The organism is Ilumatobacter sp., from assembly GCF_041688325.1.
Lineage (GTDB): Bacteria > Actinomycetota > Acidimicrobiia > Acidimicrobiales > Ilumatobacteraceae > Ilumatobacter_A.
On record NZ_JBDNIJ010000026.1, the window covers coordinates 1 to 21,145 of the forward strand.

Genomic DNA, 21,145 nt, shown 5'->3' on the forward strand with positions numbered 1-21,145 from the left:
GATGCATCGCAGGCGGCGACCGATGTACCCCCGCCACTGACCAGCAACTGAGTCGCATCGACCTCGCTTCGCTCAGGCGCGAGAGTGAATGCGGAACACAGGGAAGCCCGGGGCTACCGCGTCGACCTCAGTATCGGGCGGGCTGGGCGTGGCGGGTTTGTCGCTGTTCTGGGTGAGCCGAAGCTGCCCGATCACCGCAGGGCGGCGGTCGCTGCACAGTCGTCCTCGTTGTACTGGAGGATGCGACTGACGTTGGCAGCTCGGTTGACTCCACCAAGGGCGTCGTTGTACCAGCCGATGCTGGCGAAGCCGCCAGGATCTTCATCGCGCCATTCGAAGCCCGAGGCTCGGGCCATCACCTTGAGCCCGTGGCCGTCGTTGGCCCAGAACTTGGCGCGCATCAGTGGCAACAGATCGACCCACTGATCTGACGCCAGGAAGCCGTTGATCTCGGCTGACTGGCCGATTTGGCGAAGCTTGGTGGCCTCGATCGAACTATACGAATACACGCGCAGCGTGAGCCCCTCGTTGGCGGCGCGCTGGCGGAGCCCGTCGAGCCATGCCCACAGGGCGTCGACGAGTTCCCGCTCCCCGACAGTATCGAGCGGGTCGAACGAAACGAACGGGACGTAGGCGCCGGCGTGCTCAGGCCATGACAAAGGGACTCGGGTCAGCCGTGTGCCCCAGAGGTACACGAAGTCTGCGTTCTCGAGGTCGAGATCGATTTCAATGTCTCCGCGTGGAATCGAAGCGGGATCCCAGCTGGCTGTCCCGATCGGATGGCCGGCAACAGCGGCTTGAGCGTGCTGCACCTGTTGTGTCACGTTCTTCTTCGTGAGCGGCGTGCCGGCGTAGCGGTCCTCGTTTTGTGCTGGCGTGAGGGCAGCAAGGTCGGTTGCCGTCATGACCCCAACGTGCCGGTGCACGCGCCACTCTGGGTAGTTGACACCGTTGACCAGCGAGACGTCGTCGGTGGCTTCCATGTCGGCGCGGCACGGGTCGCGCCACGGGCAACGCGCGCATTCCTTCGTCAGCACCGGCAGCACCGGTGGTGTTGCTGAGCGATCGACGCGCCCGCGGGCTGCTGCGACGATGCGGTGGCGAAATGCGAACTCGTAGTCGTAGCGATCAAGAGCGGTGCGCGCGGTCGATCGCCGTCGATTGTGGAACGAAATGATCGCGGTGCCGTCTATGTCTTGCGCGACCTGCGGCGTCACGGTGCTGAACTTGGGTGTGTCCAACTCAAACCAGGCGACCACGCGTTCGGGGCCGAGGATCCCGCCACGAACTGGCACGCTCGAATCGTCGGCCGGGGCGTTGCCGTGTGCTTGGAGTAGCCGGTGATAGTGGGCGAGTTGGAGGCAGTCGTCTTCGCGGTACTTGGGGCTGAGGCCGGGAACCGCGCGTGGATCGAGCAGATTCAGATCGTGTACGGGTCCCACCGGATTGTCGCCATCGTTGAGGTTCGATGTGCAGCGATGTGACTTCACGTCGATCGGGAGATAGACCGCGGCACCCGATGGCATCGCGTCACCGCTGGCCAGCAGCAGGTCGATTTCGCCGAGCCTTCCGGCATCGATGTCGGGTTGCATGAGTGCACCGAGGATGATCGGGGTGCCAGCGGCGAGTGCGGCATCCGTGACCGCTCGGCGTAGGCACCGAGCATCGGCCGATCGATCTGGGTCATCACCGCAGGTTACGTTGCCGGGTTGGGGAAGGCAGAGGGTCTGAGCACCGGAAAGCGCACGGACCCTGGCGACGAACTCGGGACGAGACAAGGCGGATTCCGCCCCGGATTGTCCCGAGATTGCAGTCGCTCAACGGTTTGAGCTCAGAGCACGAAGCGCATACTGGAGAGAAGTGCACCAGGGAGGCGGGCGCTGGCGGTGCTGCGTTCCATATAGGTACTCGGGTCGAGGAGGACTTCGGCCTCGTCGGTGAGGCCCTCGAGCTGTGTGCCGAGCATGTTGAATGCCGTGTCGTCGAAGCGCAGCACGTTGACCGGTGCGACGATCTCGCCGCTCTCCATCCAGAACGTGGCGAACCGAGTCATGCCGGTGGTGCGGCACGCCGACATGTCACTGAAGTTTGTGTACCAGAGGTTGCCAACGAAGAGGCCGGTGCCGAGTGCCTCAGCGACGCCGTCGGTCGGAATCGAACCCGGGGCGATGGCGAGCGACTCGGGGTACTCGCCGCTGTGCGCGCCGTTTGTTGCGACGCCATATTCCTGTGCCGAACGAGGCGAGACGAGCGTGTCGCCGATCTTGCCGTTGATGACGAGGTCGACTGCGTCGGGGCGGACGAAGCCGGCCGACTGGAAGTTCGGAGCAACGCCGCCGGCAGTGTTCTCGCTGATGGAGACGTGCGGCGACAATGTGGCGTCGCCGGCCAGCATGCGGAGGAAAGGCGACTGTTTGGTCTCGTGGGCGCGCTTGCCGAAGGCGCCGTAGTACGAGAGGAGCGACATCACTTCTTCCATCGCTCGAGGCGCGAGATACGTTCGGTATTCGCCGGGCCCAAGGTCCTTGGGATCGCGAGCGAGCGCAGCGACCTGCTGGGCCGACCAGTCGACCTTCCGAGCGAACGCGTCGTCGTTCCAATCGAAGCCCGCATAGAGATTCTTCGCGGCCTTGTCGGCGCGCAGGTAGAAGCACCAGTCAAGGTTGAACGTCGACGACTGAAACCAGTTGCGTTGACCGAGTGAGTTGGCAAAGCCGTTGTACGTGTCGCCTGATGCGTAGATTCCGACGAGGTCCTTGCCCTGGCCTGCGGAGCGGATGTCGGCGAGAGCGGCGTCGGGTGCCGGGATATTGCCGATCTTGATGCTCTCGGTCGACGTCGGCTCGGTGTTGTACATGAGATACGGGTCATCGGCAACGAGTCGGCGCTGGTCTCGGAGCTGGCCGAGCAGCGCGGTGAGTCGCGCTTCGTCGTTGGCTTGATCGCTGGTCAGGTTGATCGACCCGCCGACGTGCCGCTTGCCGTCGATCAGGTCGATCGACAGCTTTTGCTGGTCGACGGTTCCGGCCTGGCGTACGTCGTTGTTGTTGAGGCGGATGAAGTCGGTGTGCTCTCCTGCGAGGTTGGCCAGCAGTACTTCGCTGCCCTGCAGCTTGGCCGTCGCCGCCGTGACGAGTTCGTCGAAGTAGGTGGCCTGGCCCCTGGTGCTGGTGCTGGTGCTGGTGCTCATGCCTCGGCTCCGAAGACTTCGATGTCGGAGAACTTGCAGGCTGGCGACGCGTGGCCGGTGCCGATCATCTGGTTCATCTCGCCCTTGCCACAGTTCGGCGTGCCCATCACGGTGAAGCTGTGCTTGTCGGCGACGCCGGTGAGGTTCGTCCAGAAGTTGCGGCTGATGCCCCGGTAGCCGGGGTTGCGGACCGTGCCGACGATCTCACCGTTCTCGATCTTCTGGCCGTATTCGCAGTTGAACTGAAACTTGTTGCGGCTGTCGTCGATCGACCAGGAATTGTTGGTGTGCATGTACACGCCGTTCTCGATCGACCCGATCAGCTCGTCGACGGTGCTGTCGCCAGGCTCGACGTTGAGGTTGGCCATCCGGTCGATCGGTGGTCGATTCCAGCTTGCCGCTCGTGAGTTCGACACGCCATCGAGACCGCTGCGTTCCTGGCTGATTGCGCCGCCGAGGCCACGCTTGAGCACGCCGTTCTCGATTAACAACTGCTTGGTGGCTGGGCTGCCGTCATCGTCGAATCCATAGCTGGCGAGCTGGCCAGGCACGGTTGGGTCGAAGCTCACGTTGAGCAGTTCCGAGCCGTACTGGAACTCCCCGAACATATCGGGCGTGACGAAGCTGGTGCCCGCGTAGTTGCGCTCGTCGCCGAGGATCCTGTCGAGTTCGAGCGGATGGCCGATCGATTCGTGGATCTGAAGGATCATCTGGTCGGGTGCGAGCAAGATGTCCATCACACCGCTCGGGCAGTTGGGCGCGGTGAGGAGTTCGAGTGCTTCGTTTGCGACTCGGTTGGCAGCATCGCCGAATCCGAATCGGCCCAGCACTTCAGCGCCGCCCTGGCCACAGAATGCGTTGGCCCCGAACGTGCGGGTCTGCGTGTTTGTGCCCTCGTTGGCCGTGGCCCGCATGCCTGGGTAGACGAACCTGAATCGCTGCTCGACCTCACCCGACTCGCCGTTGCGGCCACGCGTGACCAGCAGCGTGTCGACGTTGCGTCGTGTGAGGCTTGCTGACCAGTCGACGATGCGTTTGTCGATGCCAAGCAACCGTGATTGCTGATGCAGTAACTCGAGCCGAGCATCGAGAGGAAGAGTGTCCCAGTCGACTTCGACGGGTGAGCGGTAGGTGCCAGTCGGGTGATGCGGCGGTGGTGTTGCTGTGACCATGCTGCCGGCGGTGACGGTGGCCCAGTGGCGAGCAGTGGCGACGGCGCGGCGCAGGCCGGCATCGGAGAGATCAGCCGTCGCTGCGTAGCCGAGGCCGCCGCCGTTCCAGATCGAGATCATCACGCCGGTGTCGAACTCGTTGAAGATCGGCTCGAGGGTGTTCTGGCGGACCATCAGATGCTCTGACTGTTCGTCGACGACGCGCGCTGACGCATAATCGACATCGTTGGGCAGCACGGCCCGCAACCGGTCGGCGATGGCGGTGTCGACAATTGGCTCGGTCAGCAGGCCCGTGGCGGAATCGCTCATGACGACAAGGCTACGACGAGGTGGGGAAGCCTGCCTGGTTTTGCGGCTGGGATCGAGCTCGAGTTTTGTGTGAGCGATTGAGGCGTCGGTTCCCGGTATCGCTCACACAAAACTCTGGCTGGTGTTGTGTGTGAGCATTTGTTCGACGAGCTCTTGGACGGCCAGTGCTTCAGCAAACGTGGCAATCGAATGTGGGTCGCCGCTGAGCATCTTCGACAGTTCGTTGAGTTGACTGATGTAGGCGTTCGCACCGAGTTCGACACGGTCGGTGCCGAGTAGGTCCTGCCAGTCGCCCCCGTCGCTCGACTGCAGGTGGTACCAGTCGACGAGGCGGAGCGAGCCAATGGTGCCACGGATCGTCAGGCCAACCACGTCAGGTCCGACGCCTTCACCTGTACCGATCATGACCAGTGGGGTCCCGTTGGGGGTGGACAGGCGTGCCAGAGCGTCAATCTCGCTGAGCTGGCCATCTGCTCCGTCGGGAAAGGTCACGATGGCGTGGTCGAGTGTGAGGGGTCCGAGTACCCGGTTGGCGACGAAGAGGAAGTGGGACACGACTTCGCGGATCCAGCCACCCTGATCTCGGAGCTTCAACCATTGCGCCTTGGCGTGCCACGCCCGCGGCCATTCGGCGAAGTGCAGCCGCAGGTCCCCCCGAACGATGTCGCCGATGGTGCCCTGCTGAATGCGCTCTGCCAGTTCGACGGCTGAAGGCGATGCGCTGAACACGAAGTTCACGCCAGCCGGAACACCACTTGTGGCGACCAACTCGACGAGGGCGCGGCTCTCGGCGACGTCGATGCCGAGCGGCTTCTCGCAGAACACTGCGACGTCGGCAGCGACGCAGGCCGCAACGTATTCGCGATGGAACAACGGTGGGACAGCGATGTAGACGGCATCGACAAGGGCGATGACCGCTGCTGCGTCATCGACAATGGCGACGCGGTCGCAATGTGCTGCGCAGGCGCCGCGATCTGGGTCCCAGGCTGCGACGAGGTCGAAGTCGTCATGCAGGTTGAACTGGTCGACAAAGCGCGCGCCGACGGTTCCGAGGCCGATGATGCCGATGCGGTGTACCACACCGTGAGTCTTGCCGATGGGCCTCGAAACGGGGGTGGTGGGCCCGCGAGGAGGTGAGCTGGTCTGCTACGCCATCGGCGGTGCATCCCACGATGGAGCGGGTGCAGGTGCAGGTGCGGGTGCAGGTGCAGGTGCAGGTGCAGGTGATGGTGATGGTGATGGTGATGAAGATCGTGGGGGCGGCGGCGGCAAGTTGACAGGCCGTTGTCTCAGGGCTTGTTGTGCGAAGGGCGGCTGAGCGAAGAACTCGAGATCGGTTGGAGCTGGACAGACCAGTGCTGCGGTTTGAACATTGACGGGAGCGTGAGCCAGAACGACATCAGGTTGTGTCGGCTCGCTGAGTGGCCGGTTCGGTTGAGCCCGAACGAGGCCCGAGTTGTCGATCTGAAACGGAACTGCCGTTTCACGAGCGGTCGCTGTGGGGGGATCTGCAGCCAGGGCGCGTGCGAGTGCGAGTGAGAGTGCGGGTTCGAGTGAGCGCACGAGTGCGAGTGCGGGTCCGAGTGAGCGTGCGAGTGCTGGTTCGCATGAGGGTTCGGGTTCGGGTTCGGGTTCGGGTTCGCGTGCGAGTGCTGGTTCGCGTGCGGGTGCGCGTGCGAGTGCTGGTTCGGGTTCGCGTGCGAGTGCTGGTTCGGGTTGGGGTTCGCGTGCGGGTTCGACGACGGGTTCGAATGAGAGTGCGGGTTCGAGTGAGAGTGCGGCCGGGGCGTGAGCGGTGGCCGACCATGCAGGAGCCTGGAGAGGAGTAAAAGCCGGAGTAAAAGCCGGAGTAAAAGCCGGAGTGAAAGCCGGGGCAGGGGCCGCTGCAGGGGCAGCGGGTGTTACTCGGTCGGGAACTGATTGCGTTGGGGTGATTGCGGAGCCTTCGATGAATTCCTCGCGGAAGCTGTCGAGCCGCTTGTCGGTGCTGACCACCGAGATCACAGCGGGGCGGTCGGGGCTGCCTATCACTCGGGTCATGGATGCATAGGCAACGCGTTTCGAGCGGGTTTCGACACCGATGCCCATGATGAGCGCGGGAGTTTCCCAGCCCTTGAAGCTGTGGATCGTGGACCCCTTGACGGCGTTTGTGGTGGGGGAGAATCGGTACTTGCGACGACGCCGGGCGTCGTCGGGGTCGCGGCTAAAGATGTGGTGGACCTGGTAGCCCGCAGCTTCGATCTCTCGGGCTGCGGCGACACCGTCGTGGTGGTAGTCGCAGAGGAAGGTGACGTCGCTGGGGGACAGCGTGGGGTTCTCGCGGAGGACTCGAACGACTTCCATGCCGATGACCAGGCCCATGTCCCCGATCTGGTCGATGGTGTACCACCGGCGTACCGAACCGGCCATTGAGCCGGCAACATCGTCATGATCTGCTGCGACAGTCGGCGCGAGCCGATCGCCGGTCAGGTGGCCGAAAGCAAATGAGCTGGCGAGTTTCATCAGGTCGTTCGGCATGCGGTACGAGCCCGTGAGCTCGACCCACGGGTGCAAAAATCCAGCCGCCTGCATCTGGGCCTCGTCGACCCATGCATTTCGTTCGTAGAGGTCGAGCGTCGGATCGGTCATCAGCAACATCTCGCCGCCAGCAACCACCGTGTAACTGTGCAGCAGGTCCCACCAGCGAACCGTAAAGTCTTGCCCCTCGTCGATCAACACTGCGTCGTAGCGGTCCTCGTAGCCGGCTTCCAGCGCGACCAATGCCTTCGAGACGATTGCCTGCGTCCAACTGGCACCCTTGGGAGCGCTGGTTGCGTACCCGTGGATTTCGGCGTCCTCCACCACTCGTGTGCAGTAGGAGTGGAAGTTCGTACAGGTCACACTTGTCGGATTCGCGCCGTACTCCAGGCAGCGGTCCAAGACGAGCGCTGAGAGATGATTCGACAACGTGACGTTGAACGAAAGGACGAGGACGCGTTGGCCCTGAGCGGCAAGTCGAGCAGCGCGTGCAGCGAGTCCGAACGACTTGCCGGAGCCGGCTGCCCCTCGGTAGCGACGTACGGCGACGTTGTCCGGGTTGACCTCAATCTCGTAGACGTTGGCGCTGCGCTGCGCTGTCACGCCGCGTGCAGCGGGACGTTCGGACGGGGCAATGAGCTGACGGACCCGAGCGATTGACTGCGGGAGCGGAACGGGGCAGCCGGTGCCGACGAGGATTCGCTCGAGCTGCGAGCCCAGCGACTCGGCGCCCCACACCTCGACGTGTTGGTGTGAGTCGTGGCTGCGCCGAGCGTCGAGGAGTTGGTTGGCTTCGGCGTCGGAGAGCAGCGGAGCAATAACTGCGGCGCGGACCACCTGGGTCGGCTCCGCGCCGTCGGACGGGAGTGCGAACGAGCGGTCGAAGATGTTATTGCGGTTCCGGTGGGCTGCGCAGCGCGGACTGTCGGAGATCGATATCTCGAAGCCGGCTGCATCAGTGGCCCGGAGGACGCCATCACCCGTCACACGGTGCGTTCCGGGCGCCCAGTCGAGCGCGGTGATCGCGGCGACTCCGTACTCGTCATGAACGGCGAGAAAGTCGATGATGTCGAGGCCCAAGCGAGGTTGGGTGTACACCGTCCAGCACCCGTCCAAACTGCTGAGCGCCTGCGCCACGAGAACTGCCGCAGTGGTGAGCGGTTTGAGCAAATGCTCGAAATCGGTGAGCGCTGGGCGCATGACAGCCATGCGTCCGTATCGGCGCGTTTTTCGTTGGCCTTGAGCGGAAGGGGGTGTGCAGGCCGTTGAAATCTTCCTAGGACCAGGGGTTTTGACCGTCCCATCCCTCTCGATCCCGACCGTCCCACCCCTCTCGATCCCGACCGTCCCACCCCTTGTCCCTCTTGGAGCGGTCCAGGACGTCGGCAGCAACGACACTTTTCTGCTCGTCGCAGCGCGGCGATCCTGGCATCGGTCAGCAGGCTGGTCCGTCGAACCGTCCACGAATCCTCGGTTCCCCCAAATCGCGCCGAGCTGTCGCCCAAGTTCGTAGTCTGAGGCAGTGCACCTTCACCCGTCGCTCGGCAGTGCAGCCGTCTCCGCCCATGTTTTGATCGTCGCCGGAGGCCGCAATGCGTGACCTGACATTGCTTGCACAGTTGACCGACACGCATGTCACCGATCCTGCAACGACCGAGGTGCTGTACGCCGATCACAACGCTCGATTGGCCGCTGCGGTCGCGTCGATCAACGCAGAGTCACCTCGAGTCGACGCCGTGATTGCCACCGGTGACCTTGCTCAGTGGGGTGCGCCTCGCGAGTACGAGGAACTGGCCGACTTACTCGCGCCGCTCTCGGCGCCGGTACTTCCGCTGCCGGGGAATCACGACGAGGGGAAGTTGCTGCGCGTTTGCTTCCCCAAGCACCCGTGGGCTGATGCTGAACACAGCAGCTGGGTGGCCAACGTCGGCACGGTGCGGATCGTTGGTCTCGACTCCACGCGGGCAGGCGAGTCAGGTGCAGAACTCGACGCAGAACGGCTCGGGTGGCTCGATGCAGCGCTCGGCGCCGATCACACCGGGCCGACAATTCTGGCCATGCACCACCCACCATTCACGTCGGGCATCGGCTGGATGGACGAGGGTGGTTTTATCGGTCTGGATGCATTCATCGAGGTCATCTCGGCACATCGCATCGATCGCATTTTGTGCGGCCATCTGCACCGGCCGATGACGGCCATCGTCGGTGGGCATCTTGCAGAAGTCGGTCCGTCGACGGCCGTTCACGTCGCACTCGACTTGGCCACTGACGCACCACCACGCGTCATCCTGGACCCGATCGGCTACCGGCTGCTGGCAATTTCGCCAGATGACGCCGAGCACGCTGACTGGGCCATTGTCGGGCACACCCGTTACGTCGACACTGGCCGATTGGCGTTCGAACCGGATTGGTCCGACTGAGCCGATCTGTCAGGAGCCGGTGCAGACGGAAGCCCTCGGGTTGCAGCGACATCGTCGTCACGCAAGCGAAGACTGATCGCGATGGCCGGCACGATGAGGAGGCCGCATATGAGAAACCCTTCCTGATACGCGCCGAGCCGATCGGCTGCTGGAGCGGCATCGCCGCCCACCGACGACAGTCGTGCGGCGATGACGGTGACAGCGATGGCGACGCCGCCCGTGTAGGCGATCTGGCGCACTGTGTTGAACACCGATGTTGCCCGCCCGGTGTCGGCGAGCGATGTCGTGGCGTAGACCGCTGTTTGGATCGACACGAACACCAAGCCGACCGACGCGCCACGTCCGAATGAGAGTGCACCGAGCACCTGTACCGGTGTGTCGAGTGTGGCAAGCGCGAACGATGCCGTGAAGATGGCGGTCAAGGCAGAACCAACAACCATCAGTCGGCGTGGGCCGATCACTCGGTAGAGGCGCCGACCCAGCAGGTTCGAAAGCAGGAAGATGCCGGCGGCCTGCGGGGCCTGCACGAGGCCGCTCGCTGTGGCCGAGAACCCGCGCAGTGTCTGCAGATACAGCGGAAGGACGATGATCCATCCGAAGAATCCGGCGTACACGAACGGGGCCAAGATGTTGATGGTTTGGAAGTGCCGATCCTGGAGCAATCGGAGCTTCAGCATCGGCTGTTCATGGCGGAGTTCGACAATGACAAGTGACACTGCGGCAACGATGCCGACCGCGGCGAGCCCGAGGACCTTGGGAGACGCCCAGCCCTCGTCCGGGCCAATGGTGAGGGTGTAGATGAGCACGCTGACCGCAATGGCCGACAGCAAGAATCCGGCAGTGTCGAACCGTCCGGCAACTCCCTCGGTCGAGTCGTCGGTGGCACGACCTCGGAGCCACAGCACGCCGAGTGCGATGGCTGCTGCACCCATTGGGCCGTTGATGAAAAAGATCCATCGCCATGACGCGTGGTCGACGAGGATGCCGCCGAGCACCGGCCCGATCGCCGGTGCGATGACGACGACGCTGAGCACTCCGATGGCCGCTTTCGCGCGTTCGGCCATCGGATACGCACGGAACAGCATGGCGCTTCCGACGGGGGTGAGCAGGCCGCCACCGATGCCCTGCAAAACGCGTAGTGCGACCAGTTGATCGAGTGTCTGCGCGGCACCACATGCCAACGAGATGGCGACAAAGACTGCCAGTGCAGTGACGAAGACTCGCTTGGATCCGAAACGATCAGCAAGCCAGCCTGCAACCGGAATCATCGCAGCGAGGCTCAATAGGTAGCCAACGGCCACCCACTCGATGTCGGTGGATGCGACGCCAAACTCCTTGGCCAGCGTCGGCAACGCAACGTTGATCATTGTGCCGTCCATGACCGTCATGAAGACGGCGAGGACGTAGACGACCATCACTCGCGTCCGATACAGCACGGAGCGGACGCTACGAGCTCAGAGCCCACGCCGACGCTTCGAAGGACCGAGCGGCTCGGGGCGGCCGCACATCGTGGCGGTTCTCAGCTTCTGCGGGCTGAACCTCGGTTCATGGGGTCTCCCGAGTAGTTGCGGCGCTCTGATGTTCATCGTTGTTGTCGATGTCGGTCATGTTTTCGAGCAGTCGGCTGACGTAGTGCAACGCATGACTCATATCTTCGATCGATAAACCTGCAGCAGCTTGTGCGTAGTAGCCATCGATCAGTGGAAGTGTTCGATCGTGCCAGCGTTCGCGACCGCGCTTGGTCAGCCGAAATCGCCGGGACCTCCCATCTGTCGGGTCTGGTTCACTCCCGACAAGTCCGTCGGTTTCAAGCCGGCCAACCACGCCGGCGAGGCTTTGACGGCTGACTTTCAGAAATCTTGCGAGGTCGCCAACTGCCATTCCGTCGACTGATTCTGACCGCGACAACGCGCCGAGCACGGCCCAGCGTTGCGTGGTCAACCCTTCCGACTCAACTGCCTTCGTTCCGGTTTTATGCAACATATTGGCGCATTGATAGAGACGGAAGAACAGAAGGTTCGCCAACTCGAAGCGAGCACCTCGTGGAGTGTCTCTATGTGCAGAGACAACAATCGACGTCTGGCTTGTTTGAGACATGCGAATTCCCCATGGGTGATAAGGTTTGTATGGACAAATAAGACAACATCATGCTACATCGTCAGAAATGACGCAGGGAGGTCTCAGTGAACAGATTCGACGGCAAAACTGTGATCGTGACAGGTGGAGGAGGTGGTATCGGCGGCGCGTTATGCCGGGGATTTGCTGCCGAGGGCGCCAGCGTCGCGGTCCTCGACCGTGACGAAGACGCTGCCAGGGTGGTCGCAGACGCGTTGAGTGCTGGCGGTGCCGAAGCGCTCGCCGTCACCTGCGACATCACCGAACGTGCCTCGGTTGACGCAGCTGTCGAGCGCACGACAGCAGCGTTCGGGCCCGTTGATGTCCTCGTCAACAACGCTGGCTGGGACCTGTTCGTTCCGTTTCTCGAAACCGTCCCCGAAGACTGGTCACGACTCATCGACATCAATCTGATCGGGCCGCTCAACATGCACCATGCCGTCTTGCCGGGCATGGTCGAACGTGGCAGCGGCCGCGTCGTCAACATCTCTTCAGATGCAGCCCGTGTGGGTTCGTCGGGCGAAGCGGTCTACGCCGCGTGCAAGGCCGGCATCATCGCATTCTCGAAGACACTCGCCCGGGAGCATTCGCGTCACGGCGTGACGTTCAACGTCGTGTGTCCTGGCCCGACCGACACGGCACTCCTCGCGAGCGTCACCGAGGCTGCTGCCAATCCAGAGAAGCTACGCGAGGCGTTCCGCCGCGCCATCCCGATCGGACGTCTCGGCGAGCCAGATGACCTCGCTGGCGCAGTGCTGTTCTTTGCGAGCGACGCAGCCGCTTTCGTCACCGGCCAAGTCGTCAGCGTCTCAGGTGGACTCACCATGGCCGGCTGATTGAACCGCCGCGCTCAACGACCCCTTCCTTCCCTCCGTCTCTCTCTCTCTCTCTCTCTCTCTCATTCCCTCCCTCGCTCCGTCACACATACAGCAAGCCCCATCGGCTGGCTTCGTTGCTTGCGATGTGCGGGTGGTCAGATCCAGGGCCTCGTATCTGTCTCGACGGCATGGAGGATGGTGTCGCGGACCGCGTTCGCTTCGGCGATGGGGATCATCCCGATCGTGACTGCTCCAGCTGCAGTCGTCAATCTCAGCTTGGCGACCCCGTGGCGCCGCTCGAAGATCGACTGCGTGACATCAACAGTGTTCGTCTTGTGGAGCAGTGCCTGTTGGGTGGCTGACGAGATGACCCTGGTCGTGCTGGCGAGTTCGTCGTGGAGCCCCCACCGGAAGTTGGCAACACCCACTCGTTTGGTCACCCAAACGAGTGGAATCGCACTGAGCGTCAGCAGCGACCACCAGCCGGTGAGCGCAAACAGCGCTCCGGCCAGGACAAGGCAGAACACTGACGTATTACGCACCGCGAGGAAAACCTCGGCGGGATGAATTCGTCGGTCGAGCTGCAGCGCATCGATCGGCGTGACCGCGGCCAGTGTCGCCACCGTGGCGAATTGGGCGTCGTCGCAACCGCCGAGCGAGAGGTCGCCTTGGCCGACTGTTGTGAGTCCGACACTGCGGAGCCCGGCCCGTCGTTGCAACGGGTTCTGGGCGCTGGTGACCATCTGGATTCGATCAACGCTGCTCGCTGTACTTGTTCGAGAGAGCAGGCCCGAGGTGCGGCGCAGGCCGGTGGGGCTCGAGCGGAGCGTGAGCTGCCAATCTCGGAGGAACACCCGGACAATGTTCAGAATCAGACTGAAGACGACGAAGACGACAGCCCCGATCGGTAGCCACCACCAGTGGAAGGTCACATTGTCGGGCCCGCCAGCGCGCACGCGGTCGAAGAAGTCGCCACCGAGCGCAAAGAGTGGGCCGAGGACGAGGAGGCCCGTGAGTGGCGACGTCGTCAGTGCCATCTTGAGGAGTCGGCGTCTGTCGTGGGTGAAAACCACCCGATCTTCGGCAAGTACCGGCGGAGGCAGTGTGCCGTCGGTGGGTCTCGGAGCAGGAACGGCGGTGACCGCTTGACGTTGCAGCTCCTCGGCCACGGGCCGAGCGATCGCATCGATCGCGAACTCAACGTCTTTGGTGCCGGCAGTGTCGACGGTGACTCTGACCAGGCCGGTGATTCGGTGCAGCAGCTGTTGCTCGATCGCGATGCTTTGAATTCGTTCGATCGGTACGTTCAGTCGGACGACTCGGATGACGCCTTTGGTGACCACCACCTCGCCGTCGACAAGTTGGAATGTGTAGCGCCACCATGCCAGCGCAGAGAATCCGCCGAACCCGACGATGAACACAAACGGCACTACCACCACCGGCCCGCCGAAGGGTGCGCGGACGATGAGCAACACGACGAACACGAGTTGAGCGATGCCCAACGACCTGAAGATGCGCAGTCCGAGGAACACGATCGCGAGCGGCGACTGCCGTTGCGGAGCGGTGAGGTCGATCATCCCGGTGGCGGTGGCGGTGGCGACGTGAAGTCGGTGAGGGGTGCGGTCCCGGCATCGGTTGGCGGTGAGATCGCGGCATCGTCAGCGTTGACCACGTCGGCGCGCTCGGTGACGAGCAGTTTGATTCGCTCGGCATCGGCTTGAGTGAGGCCGGGGATGCTGATGTCGGGGCCGGCCGTACTCACCTGCAGGGTGGCGAGGCCCAGCGACCGCTCGATCGGGCCGCGGCGGACGTTGACATGCTGGATGCGGCTGAACGGCAGCGACTCGACTCGGTGGGTGATCACGCCGCTGCGCAGCGACAGGTCGTGCTCGCGGAGTTGATAGGCGAGCCGCCGCACTTCGAGCACTCGGACGACGGCCACCAGCACGAGCAGCAGGAGAACGGCACCGCCGATCAGTAGTGGCGGAACCTTCTGATTGGCCTGAATCGCGATGGCCACGGTGCCGATGGCGACGAGGGTGGCCGCCAGTACAACGCCAGCCAGGCTGACTCGCAGGTAGCGGGGATCGACCGGTACGAATGCGTCGTCGTTGAGCCGGGGGAGGTGATCGGTCGGGATCGGTTCGTTGCTGAACGAATCGGCCATACCTGCTTTCTAGCAACGCCCTGGCGGATCCGGTCGCCGCTGGCACTGCGAGGTGCGTTCATTTCGCCTCACAAGGGTTCGCTTGCAGCCGTTCCGCGTGGCAGTCGGCTGAGCAGCTGCCAGGCTGGCGGCCTTGGCGTCAGGATCCGAACGTTCTCGATCGAAACGATCGCGCGGGAATCCCGAAGCGCGCGCCCAGGCAGCTGCGGCGATCATCGCTGAACAACGACTGAAGTACCCCGAGTCCCTCCCGATCACCGAACGCCACGATGAGCTGCTCGAGGTGATTCGAGAGCATCAGGTCGTGATCGTCGCCGGCGAGACCGGTTCTGGCAAGAGCACCCAGATCCCAAAGTTGTGCCTGGAAGCGGGGCGCGGCGTGGCCGGCCTGATCGGGCACACCCAGCCCCGCCGCGTTGCTGCTCGCACGATTGGCGAACGCATTGCCGACGAACTCGGATCGAAACTTGGCGACGACGTCGGTTACACGGTCCGCTTCACCGATCAGGTGGGTGAGCGGACGCTGATCAAAGTGATGACCGACGGCATCCTGCTGGCCGAGATTCAGCGTGATCGAATGTTGCGCAGATACGACACGCTGATCATCGACGAGGCGCACGAGCGCAGCCTGAATATCGACTTCATCCTCGGCTACCTCAAACAGCTGTTGCCGAAGCGGCCCGATCTCAAGGTGATCGTCACGTCGGCCACCATCGACACAACTCGATTTGCCGAGCACTTCTCTGCGCCACCGCCGGACGACCCGAATGGTGCACTCATTCCTGCTCCAATCATCGAAGTCGTGGGTCGGACGTTCCCGGTGGAGGTTCGCTACCGCCCCTATGGGCCGGACAACGAAGAGGACCCCGACGACCGCCGTGATCAGGTGCAGGCCGTGCTCGACGCCGTCGACGAACTCACCCGAGCTGGCGACGGCGACGTCCTCGTGTTCCTCTCGGGCGAGCGCGAGATCCACGACACGGCCGATGCGTTGAGGCGCGACCAGGCAGGTCGAGCCAGGCCGCTCGAGATCCTGCCGCTCTACGCGCGGCTGTCGTCAGCGGAGCAGCAGCGGGTGTTCAAACCGTCCGGCAAACAGCGCGTCGTGCTGGCAACCAACGTGGCTGAGACCTCGCTGACCGTGCCGGGCGTGCGATACGTCGTCGACACGGGCACGGCCCGTGTGTCTCGATACAGCAAGCGACTCAAGGTGCAGCGGCTACCGATTGAACCCGTGTCGCAAGCCTCAGCAAACCAGCGCTCCGGTCGTTGTGGCCGAGTTGCTCCGGGCATTGCCATACGCCTGTTCGCGGAAGATGAGTTCGTCGAACGGCCCGAGTTCACCGACCCGGAAATCTTGCGAACCAACCTGGCCTCCGTCATCTTGCAGATGACCGCGATCGGGCTCGGCGACGTTGGCAACTTCCCGTTCGTTGAGCCGCCCGACTCGTCGATGATTCGCGACGGCTACGCGCTCCTCGAAGAGCTGGCCGCAATTGTTCCGGCCGAACGCGGCGTCACCGAACGCGAGCTCACCTCGATTGGGCGTGACCTCGCAAAGCTGCCGGTCGACCCTCGGCTCGGGCGAATGGTGCTCGAAGCCGACGACCTGGGTTGTGTCCGCGAGGTACTCGTCATTGCTTCGGCACTGTCGATTCAAGACCCGCGAGAGCGTCCGCAGGAAAAGATCGAACAGGCCAACGAGTTCCACAATCGATTTAAGGTCGATGGCTCCGACCTGCTGTCGCTCGTGGCACTGTGGGACTACCTGCGCCTCAAGCAGCGTGAGTTGTCTGGCAACCAGTTCCGACGGATGTGTCGCACGGAGTACCTCAACTACCTGCGGGTTCGCGAGTGGACCGACCTCTACAGTCAGCTCCGCCGGGTTGCCGGTGAGCTGAAAATCAGGCCGGGTGCGGGGCTCACAGAGAGCCACCCAGATCACGTTCATCGGGCACTGCTTGCCGGGCTTCTCTCTCAGATTGGCATGCGTGATCGTGAGACACGCGAGTACCGCGGGGCGCGGGACGCCCGGTTCGTGATTGCCCGCGGATCGGTCATTGGTCGCAAGCAGCCCGACTGGGTGATGGCTGCCGAACTGGTCGAGACCAACCGGCTGTACGCCCGCAGGGTTGCAGCGATCGAGCCCGAGTGGATCGAGAAGTCGGCCGAGCACTTGGTCAAGAAGTCGTTCGGCGAACCCCGATGGGACGCCAAGGGTGGCCGGGCGGTGTGCGTCGAGCAGGTCACGCTTTTCGGTATCCCGATTGTCACTGATCGGATCATCGGCTACGACCAGATCGACATCGATGGCGCACGCGCGATGTTCATCCAGAAGGCATTGGTTGAAGGGGAGTGGAGTAGCCATCAGAAGTTCGTGCAACGGAACCAGGAGTTCCTCGACCGGGTGCGACAGATGGCAGCACGGGTACGCCGCGTCGAACTCGTCGACGACGAAATGCTGTTTGACTTCTTTAACGGCCGGGTCGACGCCGACGTGACCGACACGCGCCGTTTCGACCGGTGGTGGAAAGCCGAGCGGCAGAGCGATGGTCGGCTCCTCGACCTGACCGACGAGATGCTTGCCGATCGTGAACACGGGGCAGGGATCAGGCTCGATGACTTTCCGGACGTCTGGCGGCACGGCGACATCGAGCTGCCACTCACGTATCGGTATGCCCCTGGCGAGCCGCTCGACGGTGTCACGGTGCATATCCCGCTGAACGCCCTCAACCAGATCGAACCGGCGGGCTTCGCCTGGCAGATCGCTGGGCACCGACCTGAGATCGTTGCCATGCTGGTCCGATCGGTCCAGAAGGATGTGCGTCGTCAGCTCGGGCCGATGGCCGAGATGGTCGAGGGAACGATCGAACGTGTGCGGCAATTCGAGGCGGGTTCGATCCCGTTTCTCCACGCTGTTGCGGTGGGCCTGACACGGGCCTCAGGTCTGCGCATCGATCCGTCGGTGTTCAACCCCGCGGTACTCGATGACTACCTGAAGATGAACTTCGTGATCAGTACTGAGGTCGACGGTTCGACCGATGTCGTCGATGTCGGCGTCGACCTCGCAGCGATCAAAGCCCGCCAAGTCGGCGCGTCACGTCAGTCGATCGCGGCCGCAGCGCCGATCGAGGAACGTCGCAACATCACGAGCTGGGACTTTGGCGATCTCGAACGCGTTGTCGCGTCGTCTGACCTTGCGTTCGACGTATTGGCTTACCCGACCTTGCTGGACACCGGCAACAGCGTGGCGCTGCGCGTTGTCACCAGCGCTTCGGTGCAGCAGCGCGCGATGCGCGGCGGCGTCCGTCGACTGCTGCTGTTGACGGCAGCGCCGAGCCGCAACGTGGTCGAACGACTGCTGACAAACGCGGGGCGTCTGGCCCTGGCGACGGCCGACATGTCGATCGCTGCGCTGGCCGACGACTGCATCGCTGCTGCTGTCGATCACCTCCTCGACGAACACCTCCGGACGGGCGGCCAACTACCGTGGGCCGAAGCCGACTTCGAGTCATTGCGGCAGCACGTCAAGAAGGCGTCGCCGGCGCTCGCACGCGATGCGCTCGTACAGGCCACCGCCGCGGTCGCTGCGACCGGTGCCGTGCACGCGAAACTGGCAGCCCTCCGAGCTGGAACGTTGCAACGATCGGTCGAAGACGCCAACCAACACCTCGGTCGGCTGGTCCGGCCTGGCTTCGTGTTCAACACAGGAATCAACCAACTCCCAGAGATCGCTCGGTACGTACGGGCCATCTCGGCACGACTCGACGGGCTCGCCGGCACGGTCGAGCGAGATCGCCGTCGGATGGATGAAGTCGTCCCGATCGAGGCCCGATACTCGGCGCTGTTGGATCGAATCCCGGCGAGCGAGATGACACCTGCGATCGCCGCGCTGGCATGGGAGCTCGAAGAGTTGCGCGTCAGCGTGTTCGCGCAAGCGGTTGGCGCCCGTGGCCAGGTGAGTGTGAAACGGATTTCTACCGCACTGCAACGCCTCGGCGGGTAGGACGACACGGTGCCAGGCACCAGGTCGTCCTCTGCGAGAATTGCGGCATGGACGATCGTGAACTCGACCCGCTGACCGCCAACACCGTTGCGCTGTTGCAGACGCTGATTCGTAACGAGTGTGTCAACGACGGGACTGCTGAATCGGGTCACGAGACTCGCAACGCCGATGTCCTTCAGGGCGTGATCGAAGGGCCCGGCGTGGTCGTCGAGCGGTTCGGGCCGACTGCTGATCGGATGTCGATCATCGGCCGCATCGAAGGCTCCGACCCGAACGCTCCCAGCCTCTGCCTGATGGGCCACACGGACGTTGTGCCGGTCAATCGTGACGGCTGGGACAACGACCCGTTCGGTGGTGAGTTGATCACATCACCAGAGGGCGTGGATGAGGTGTGGGGCCGCGGTGCTGTCGACATGCTCAACCTCACCGCGTCGATGGCCGTCGCGTTCCGCCATCTGGCCGACGACGCTGCCGCCGGCCGCTTTAAGCCGACCGGCGACCTCATCTATTTTGGCGTCGCCGACGAGGAAGCCGGGAGCACATATGGCGCCCGTTGGATGGCTGACAACCACGCCGACTCCATGCGTGCCGACTACGTGCTGACCGAGAACGGTGGCATCCACTCTGGCCCAGCCGAGTCGCCCTTCATCAGCGTGAACGTCGCCGAAAAAGGTGTTGCCTGGCGCCGACTCACCGTGCGTGGCACACCGGGCCATGGCTCGACACCGTTCCGCGGTGATAACGCGCTGGTCAAAGCGGCCGGAGTGGTCCAACGACTTGCCGACTACCGATCGAAGCCCCGATTCACCGAACTGTGGCGGACCCGAGTCGACACGCTCGGTCTCACGCCGGAGTGGGCTGATGCACTGCTTGACGAATCAAAAATTGACGGCTTCCTCGACGACCTGCCGGTCCCCAAACTCGCGGCGTACCTCCATGCCTGCACGCACACGACGTTTTCACCAAATCTGCTCGACGGCGGGTTGATGAAGACGAACGTTGTGCCCGACACCGTGGTCATCGAAGTCGATGTGCGCACGCTGCCGGGCGACGGACCCGACGAGGTCGCGGCGCACCTGCGCGATGCACTCGGCGACCTCGCTGACCATGTCGAGGTCGAGTCGATGATGAACGACGAATCATCGATCAGTCGGATCGACACGCCGCTGTGGGATGCGCTGCACCGTGCGGTCAATGTGCCGTTCCCGACTGCCACGCTGACGCCGCAGATGATCGTGGGGTTCACCGATTCGCGGATCTACCGCGAGATGGGTGCAGTTGCCTACGGTGCCGGGCTGCTCAGCCCGTCACTTGACTCCAGCGAGTTTGGCTCCCGGTTCCACGGTCACAACGAGCGTATTGATGTCGAGTCGTTGGCGCTGACGACCCGTCTGTGGGATCAGGTCTGTCGCGACCTGTTGGCCAAGTAGCGGCGCGCCGCATCCTTCGCTTCGGGGTCCGCCATTGCGGCCCCGAGCAGGTCGGCATCGCTCCATGCACCACCAGTCGCTGCCATGTTCTCGAGTACCACGTTGACCTGACGCTTGGTGGCGCGCACGACTGACGGTGCCTTGCTTGCGATTGAGGTGGCGAGTTCGTCGACAGCTGACTCGAGGTCGGCGCGCGGAACGACCCGGTTGAGGAATCCGATTGAACGAGCTTCTTCGGCGTCGAAGGGCCGGCAGGTGAGGACCAGCTCGCGTGTGATTGCTGGGCCGATCTCGCGGACGAGGCGCGGTATACCGCCCCAGGCGAGCGGAATGCCGAGGTCGACCTCGGGAATCGAAAAGACCGTGTCGTCAGCAGCAATTCGGAGATCACACACACCGGCTAAAACAACGCCACCGCCGACGCATGGCCCCTTGATCGCGGCGATCGACAAGGCAGACATTCGCTCCATTGCCTCGGCCATCAGCCGTCCGAGGTCGGCCTGCTCACGAGCCGAGACGCCGTTTTCGCCCTGGCCCGCAAACTCCCGGAGGTCGAAGCCCGATGAGAAGGCGCGGCCCTCACCCGTGACGATGACGACGACCGCATCGGTCGTGTCGAACCAGGCGGCAGCCTGGGCGATCTCAGCGAGCGGTACGACGCCGAGTGGGTTGAGTTGCTTGGGTTGGGTGAGTGTCAGTCGGCCGATCCGGTCGGCTACTTCGGCGCGCAGGGTCGTGAACTCAGGCATCGCCAACGTTCGCACACACGCCGTGCCGCATTCCGATCAGACCGCCGGCAACCAAGCGAAGCTGCTGTGCCTGTCATGCCCATGTCACGCCCAGGTGTGTCACGCCCAGGTCAGACCAAAGTGTGACAACCGGGTGTGACAAGCACTCCGGTCCCGGTGTGAAATCGGCGTCAGCTTCTCTGGTAGCGGCCGGGCTCGACTTCGGTGGCTTCGCCCCGTTTGAGCATCCGGGCGATGTGCATTTGGGCGCTA

At 63.5% G+C, this 21,145-nt stretch carries 14 protein-coding genes; 4 read left to right on the forward strand and 10 right to left on the reverse strand.

All coding sequences use genetic code 11. The features are described 5' to 3' along the window. Window positions 1-191: 191 nt before the first annotated feature. The 5 genes from ACH2EI_RS02070 to ACH2EI_RS02090 all read right to left on the reverse strand — a co-directional run bounded on the left by ACH2EI_RS02070 (window position 192) and on the right by ACH2EI_RS02090 (window position 8,397). Window positions 192-1,592, reverse strand: a complete 1,401-nt coding sequence (locus ACH2EI_RS02070) for a TM0106 family RecB-like putative nuclease (protein ID WP_395158990.1) — start codon at window positions 1,590-1,592, stop codon at window positions 192-194. A 239-nt stretch (window positions 1,593-1,831) separates the two neighbouring features. Further along, window positions 1,832-3,190 (reverse strand): metallopeptidase TldD-related protein, encoded by a 1,359-nt coding sequence (locus tag ACH2EI_RS02075; protein ID WP_395152652.1) that lies wholly within the window; start codon window positions 3,188-3,190, stop codon window positions 1,832-1,834. Beyond that, entirely contained in the window at window positions 3,187-4,671 is a 1,485-nt protein-coding gene (locus ACH2EI_RS02080; RefSeq protein WP_395152653.1) for a TldD/PmbA family protein, read from the reverse strand. The genes ACH2EI_RS02075 and ACH2EI_RS02080 overlap by 4 nt, the downstream gene beginning before the upstream one ends. 102 nt (window positions 4,672-4,773) lie before the next feature. After that, the gene (locus tag ACH2EI_RS02085) at window positions 4,774-5,751 is read right to left on the reverse strand and encodes a Gfo/Idh/MocA family protein (protein WP_395158992.1); all 978 of its coding nucleotides are present in this window, start codon (window positions 5,749-5,751) and stop codon (window positions 4,774-4,776) included. Window positions 5,752-5,817: 66 nt separating this feature from the next. Next, window positions 5,818-8,397 (reverse strand): hypothetical protein, encoded by a 2,580-nt coding sequence (locus ACH2EI_RS02090; RefSeq protein ID WP_395158994.1) that lies wholly within the window; start codon window positions 8,395-8,397, stop codon window positions 5,818-5,820. A 383-nt stretch (window positions 8,398-8,780) separates the two neighbouring features. Between ACH2EI_RS02090 and ACH2EI_RS02095 the strand changes: the two genes are divergently transcribed. Next, the gene (locus ACH2EI_RS02095; protein WP_395152656.1) at window positions 8,781-9,608 is read left to right on the forward strand and encodes a phosphodiesterase; all 828 of its coding nucleotides are present in this window, start codon (window positions 8,781-8,783) and stop codon (window positions 9,606-9,608) included. Here ACH2EI_RS02095 and ACH2EI_RS02100 read toward each other — a convergent pair. Both ACH2EI_RS02100 and ACH2EI_RS02105 read right to left on the reverse strand, forming a co-directional pair. Beyond that, window positions 9,560-11,044, reverse strand: coding sequence for an MDR family MFS transporter (locus tag ACH2EI_RS02100; protein WP_395158996.1), 1,485 nt, complete (start codon window positions 11,042-11,044; stop codon window positions 9,560-9,562). The genes ACH2EI_RS02095 and ACH2EI_RS02100 overlap by 49 nt on opposite strands. Window positions 11,045-11,153: 109 nt before the next feature. Beyond that, window positions 11,154-11,705 (reverse strand): MarR family winged helix-turn-helix transcriptional regulator, encoded by a 552-nt coding sequence (locus ACH2EI_RS02105; RefSeq protein ID WP_395158998.1) that lies wholly within the window; start codon window positions 11,703-11,705, stop codon window positions 11,154-11,156. An 86-nt stretch (window positions 11,706-11,791) separates the two neighbouring features. Here ACH2EI_RS02105 and ACH2EI_RS02110 point away from each other — a divergent pair, with 86 nt between their 5' ends. Next, window positions 11,792-12,559, forward strand: coding sequence for a glucose 1-dehydrogenase (locus ACH2EI_RS02110; RefSeq protein WP_395152659.1), 768 nt, complete (start codon window positions 11,792-11,794; stop codon window positions 12,557-12,559). A gap of 137 nt (window positions 12,560-12,696) precedes the next feature. Here ACH2EI_RS02110 and ACH2EI_RS02115 read toward each other — a convergent pair whose 3' ends face one another. Both ACH2EI_RS02115 and ACH2EI_RS02120 read right to left on the reverse strand, forming a co-directional pair. After that, window positions 12,697-14,118 carry a PH domain-containing protein gene (locus tag ACH2EI_RS02115; RefSeq protein ID WP_395152660.1) on the reverse strand — a complete coding sequence of 474 codons (1,422 nt, stop codon included), beginning with the start codon at window positions 14,116-14,118 and terminating at the stop codon, window positions 12,697-12,699. Further along, on the reverse strand, window positions 14,115-14,708 hold the full coding sequence (locus tag ACH2EI_RS02120; RefSeq protein WP_395159000.1) for a PH domain-containing protein: 594 nt from the start codon (window positions 14,706-14,708) through the stop codon (window positions 14,115-14,117). Before ACH2EI_RS02120 ends, ACH2EI_RS02115 begins: the two co-directional genes overlap by 4 nt. Window positions 14,709-14,841: 133 nt before the next feature. On the opposite strand from ACH2EI_RS02120, the gene hrpA reads away from it, so the two are divergent. Both hrpA and ACH2EI_RS02130 read left to right on the forward strand, forming a co-directional pair. Then, on the forward strand, window positions 14,842-18,714 hold the full coding sequence (hrpA, locus tag ACH2EI_RS02125) for an ATP-dependent RNA helicase HrpA (RefSeq protein ID WP_395152662.1): 3,873 nt from the start codon (window positions 14,842-14,844) through the stop codon (window positions 18,712-18,714). Window positions 18,715-18,761: 47 nt separating this feature from the next. Then, the gene (locus tag ACH2EI_RS02130) at window positions 18,762-20,144 is read left to right on the forward strand and encodes a M20/M25/M40 family metallo-hydrolase (RefSeq protein ID WP_395152663.1); all 1,383 of its coding nucleotides are present in this window, start codon (window positions 18,762-18,764) and stop codon (window positions 20,142-20,144) included. On the opposite strand, the gene ACH2EI_RS02135 is transcribed toward ACH2EI_RS02130, so the two are convergent. Beyond that, a complete protein-coding gene (locus ACH2EI_RS02135) occupies window positions 20,114-20,893 on the reverse strand; it encodes an enoyl-CoA hydratase/isomerase family protein (protein ID WP_395152664.1) in 780 nt (259 codons plus the stop codon). The genes ACH2EI_RS02130 and ACH2EI_RS02135 overlap by 31 nt on opposite strands. Between the last annotated feature and the right edge of the window lie 252 nt (window positions 20,894-21,145).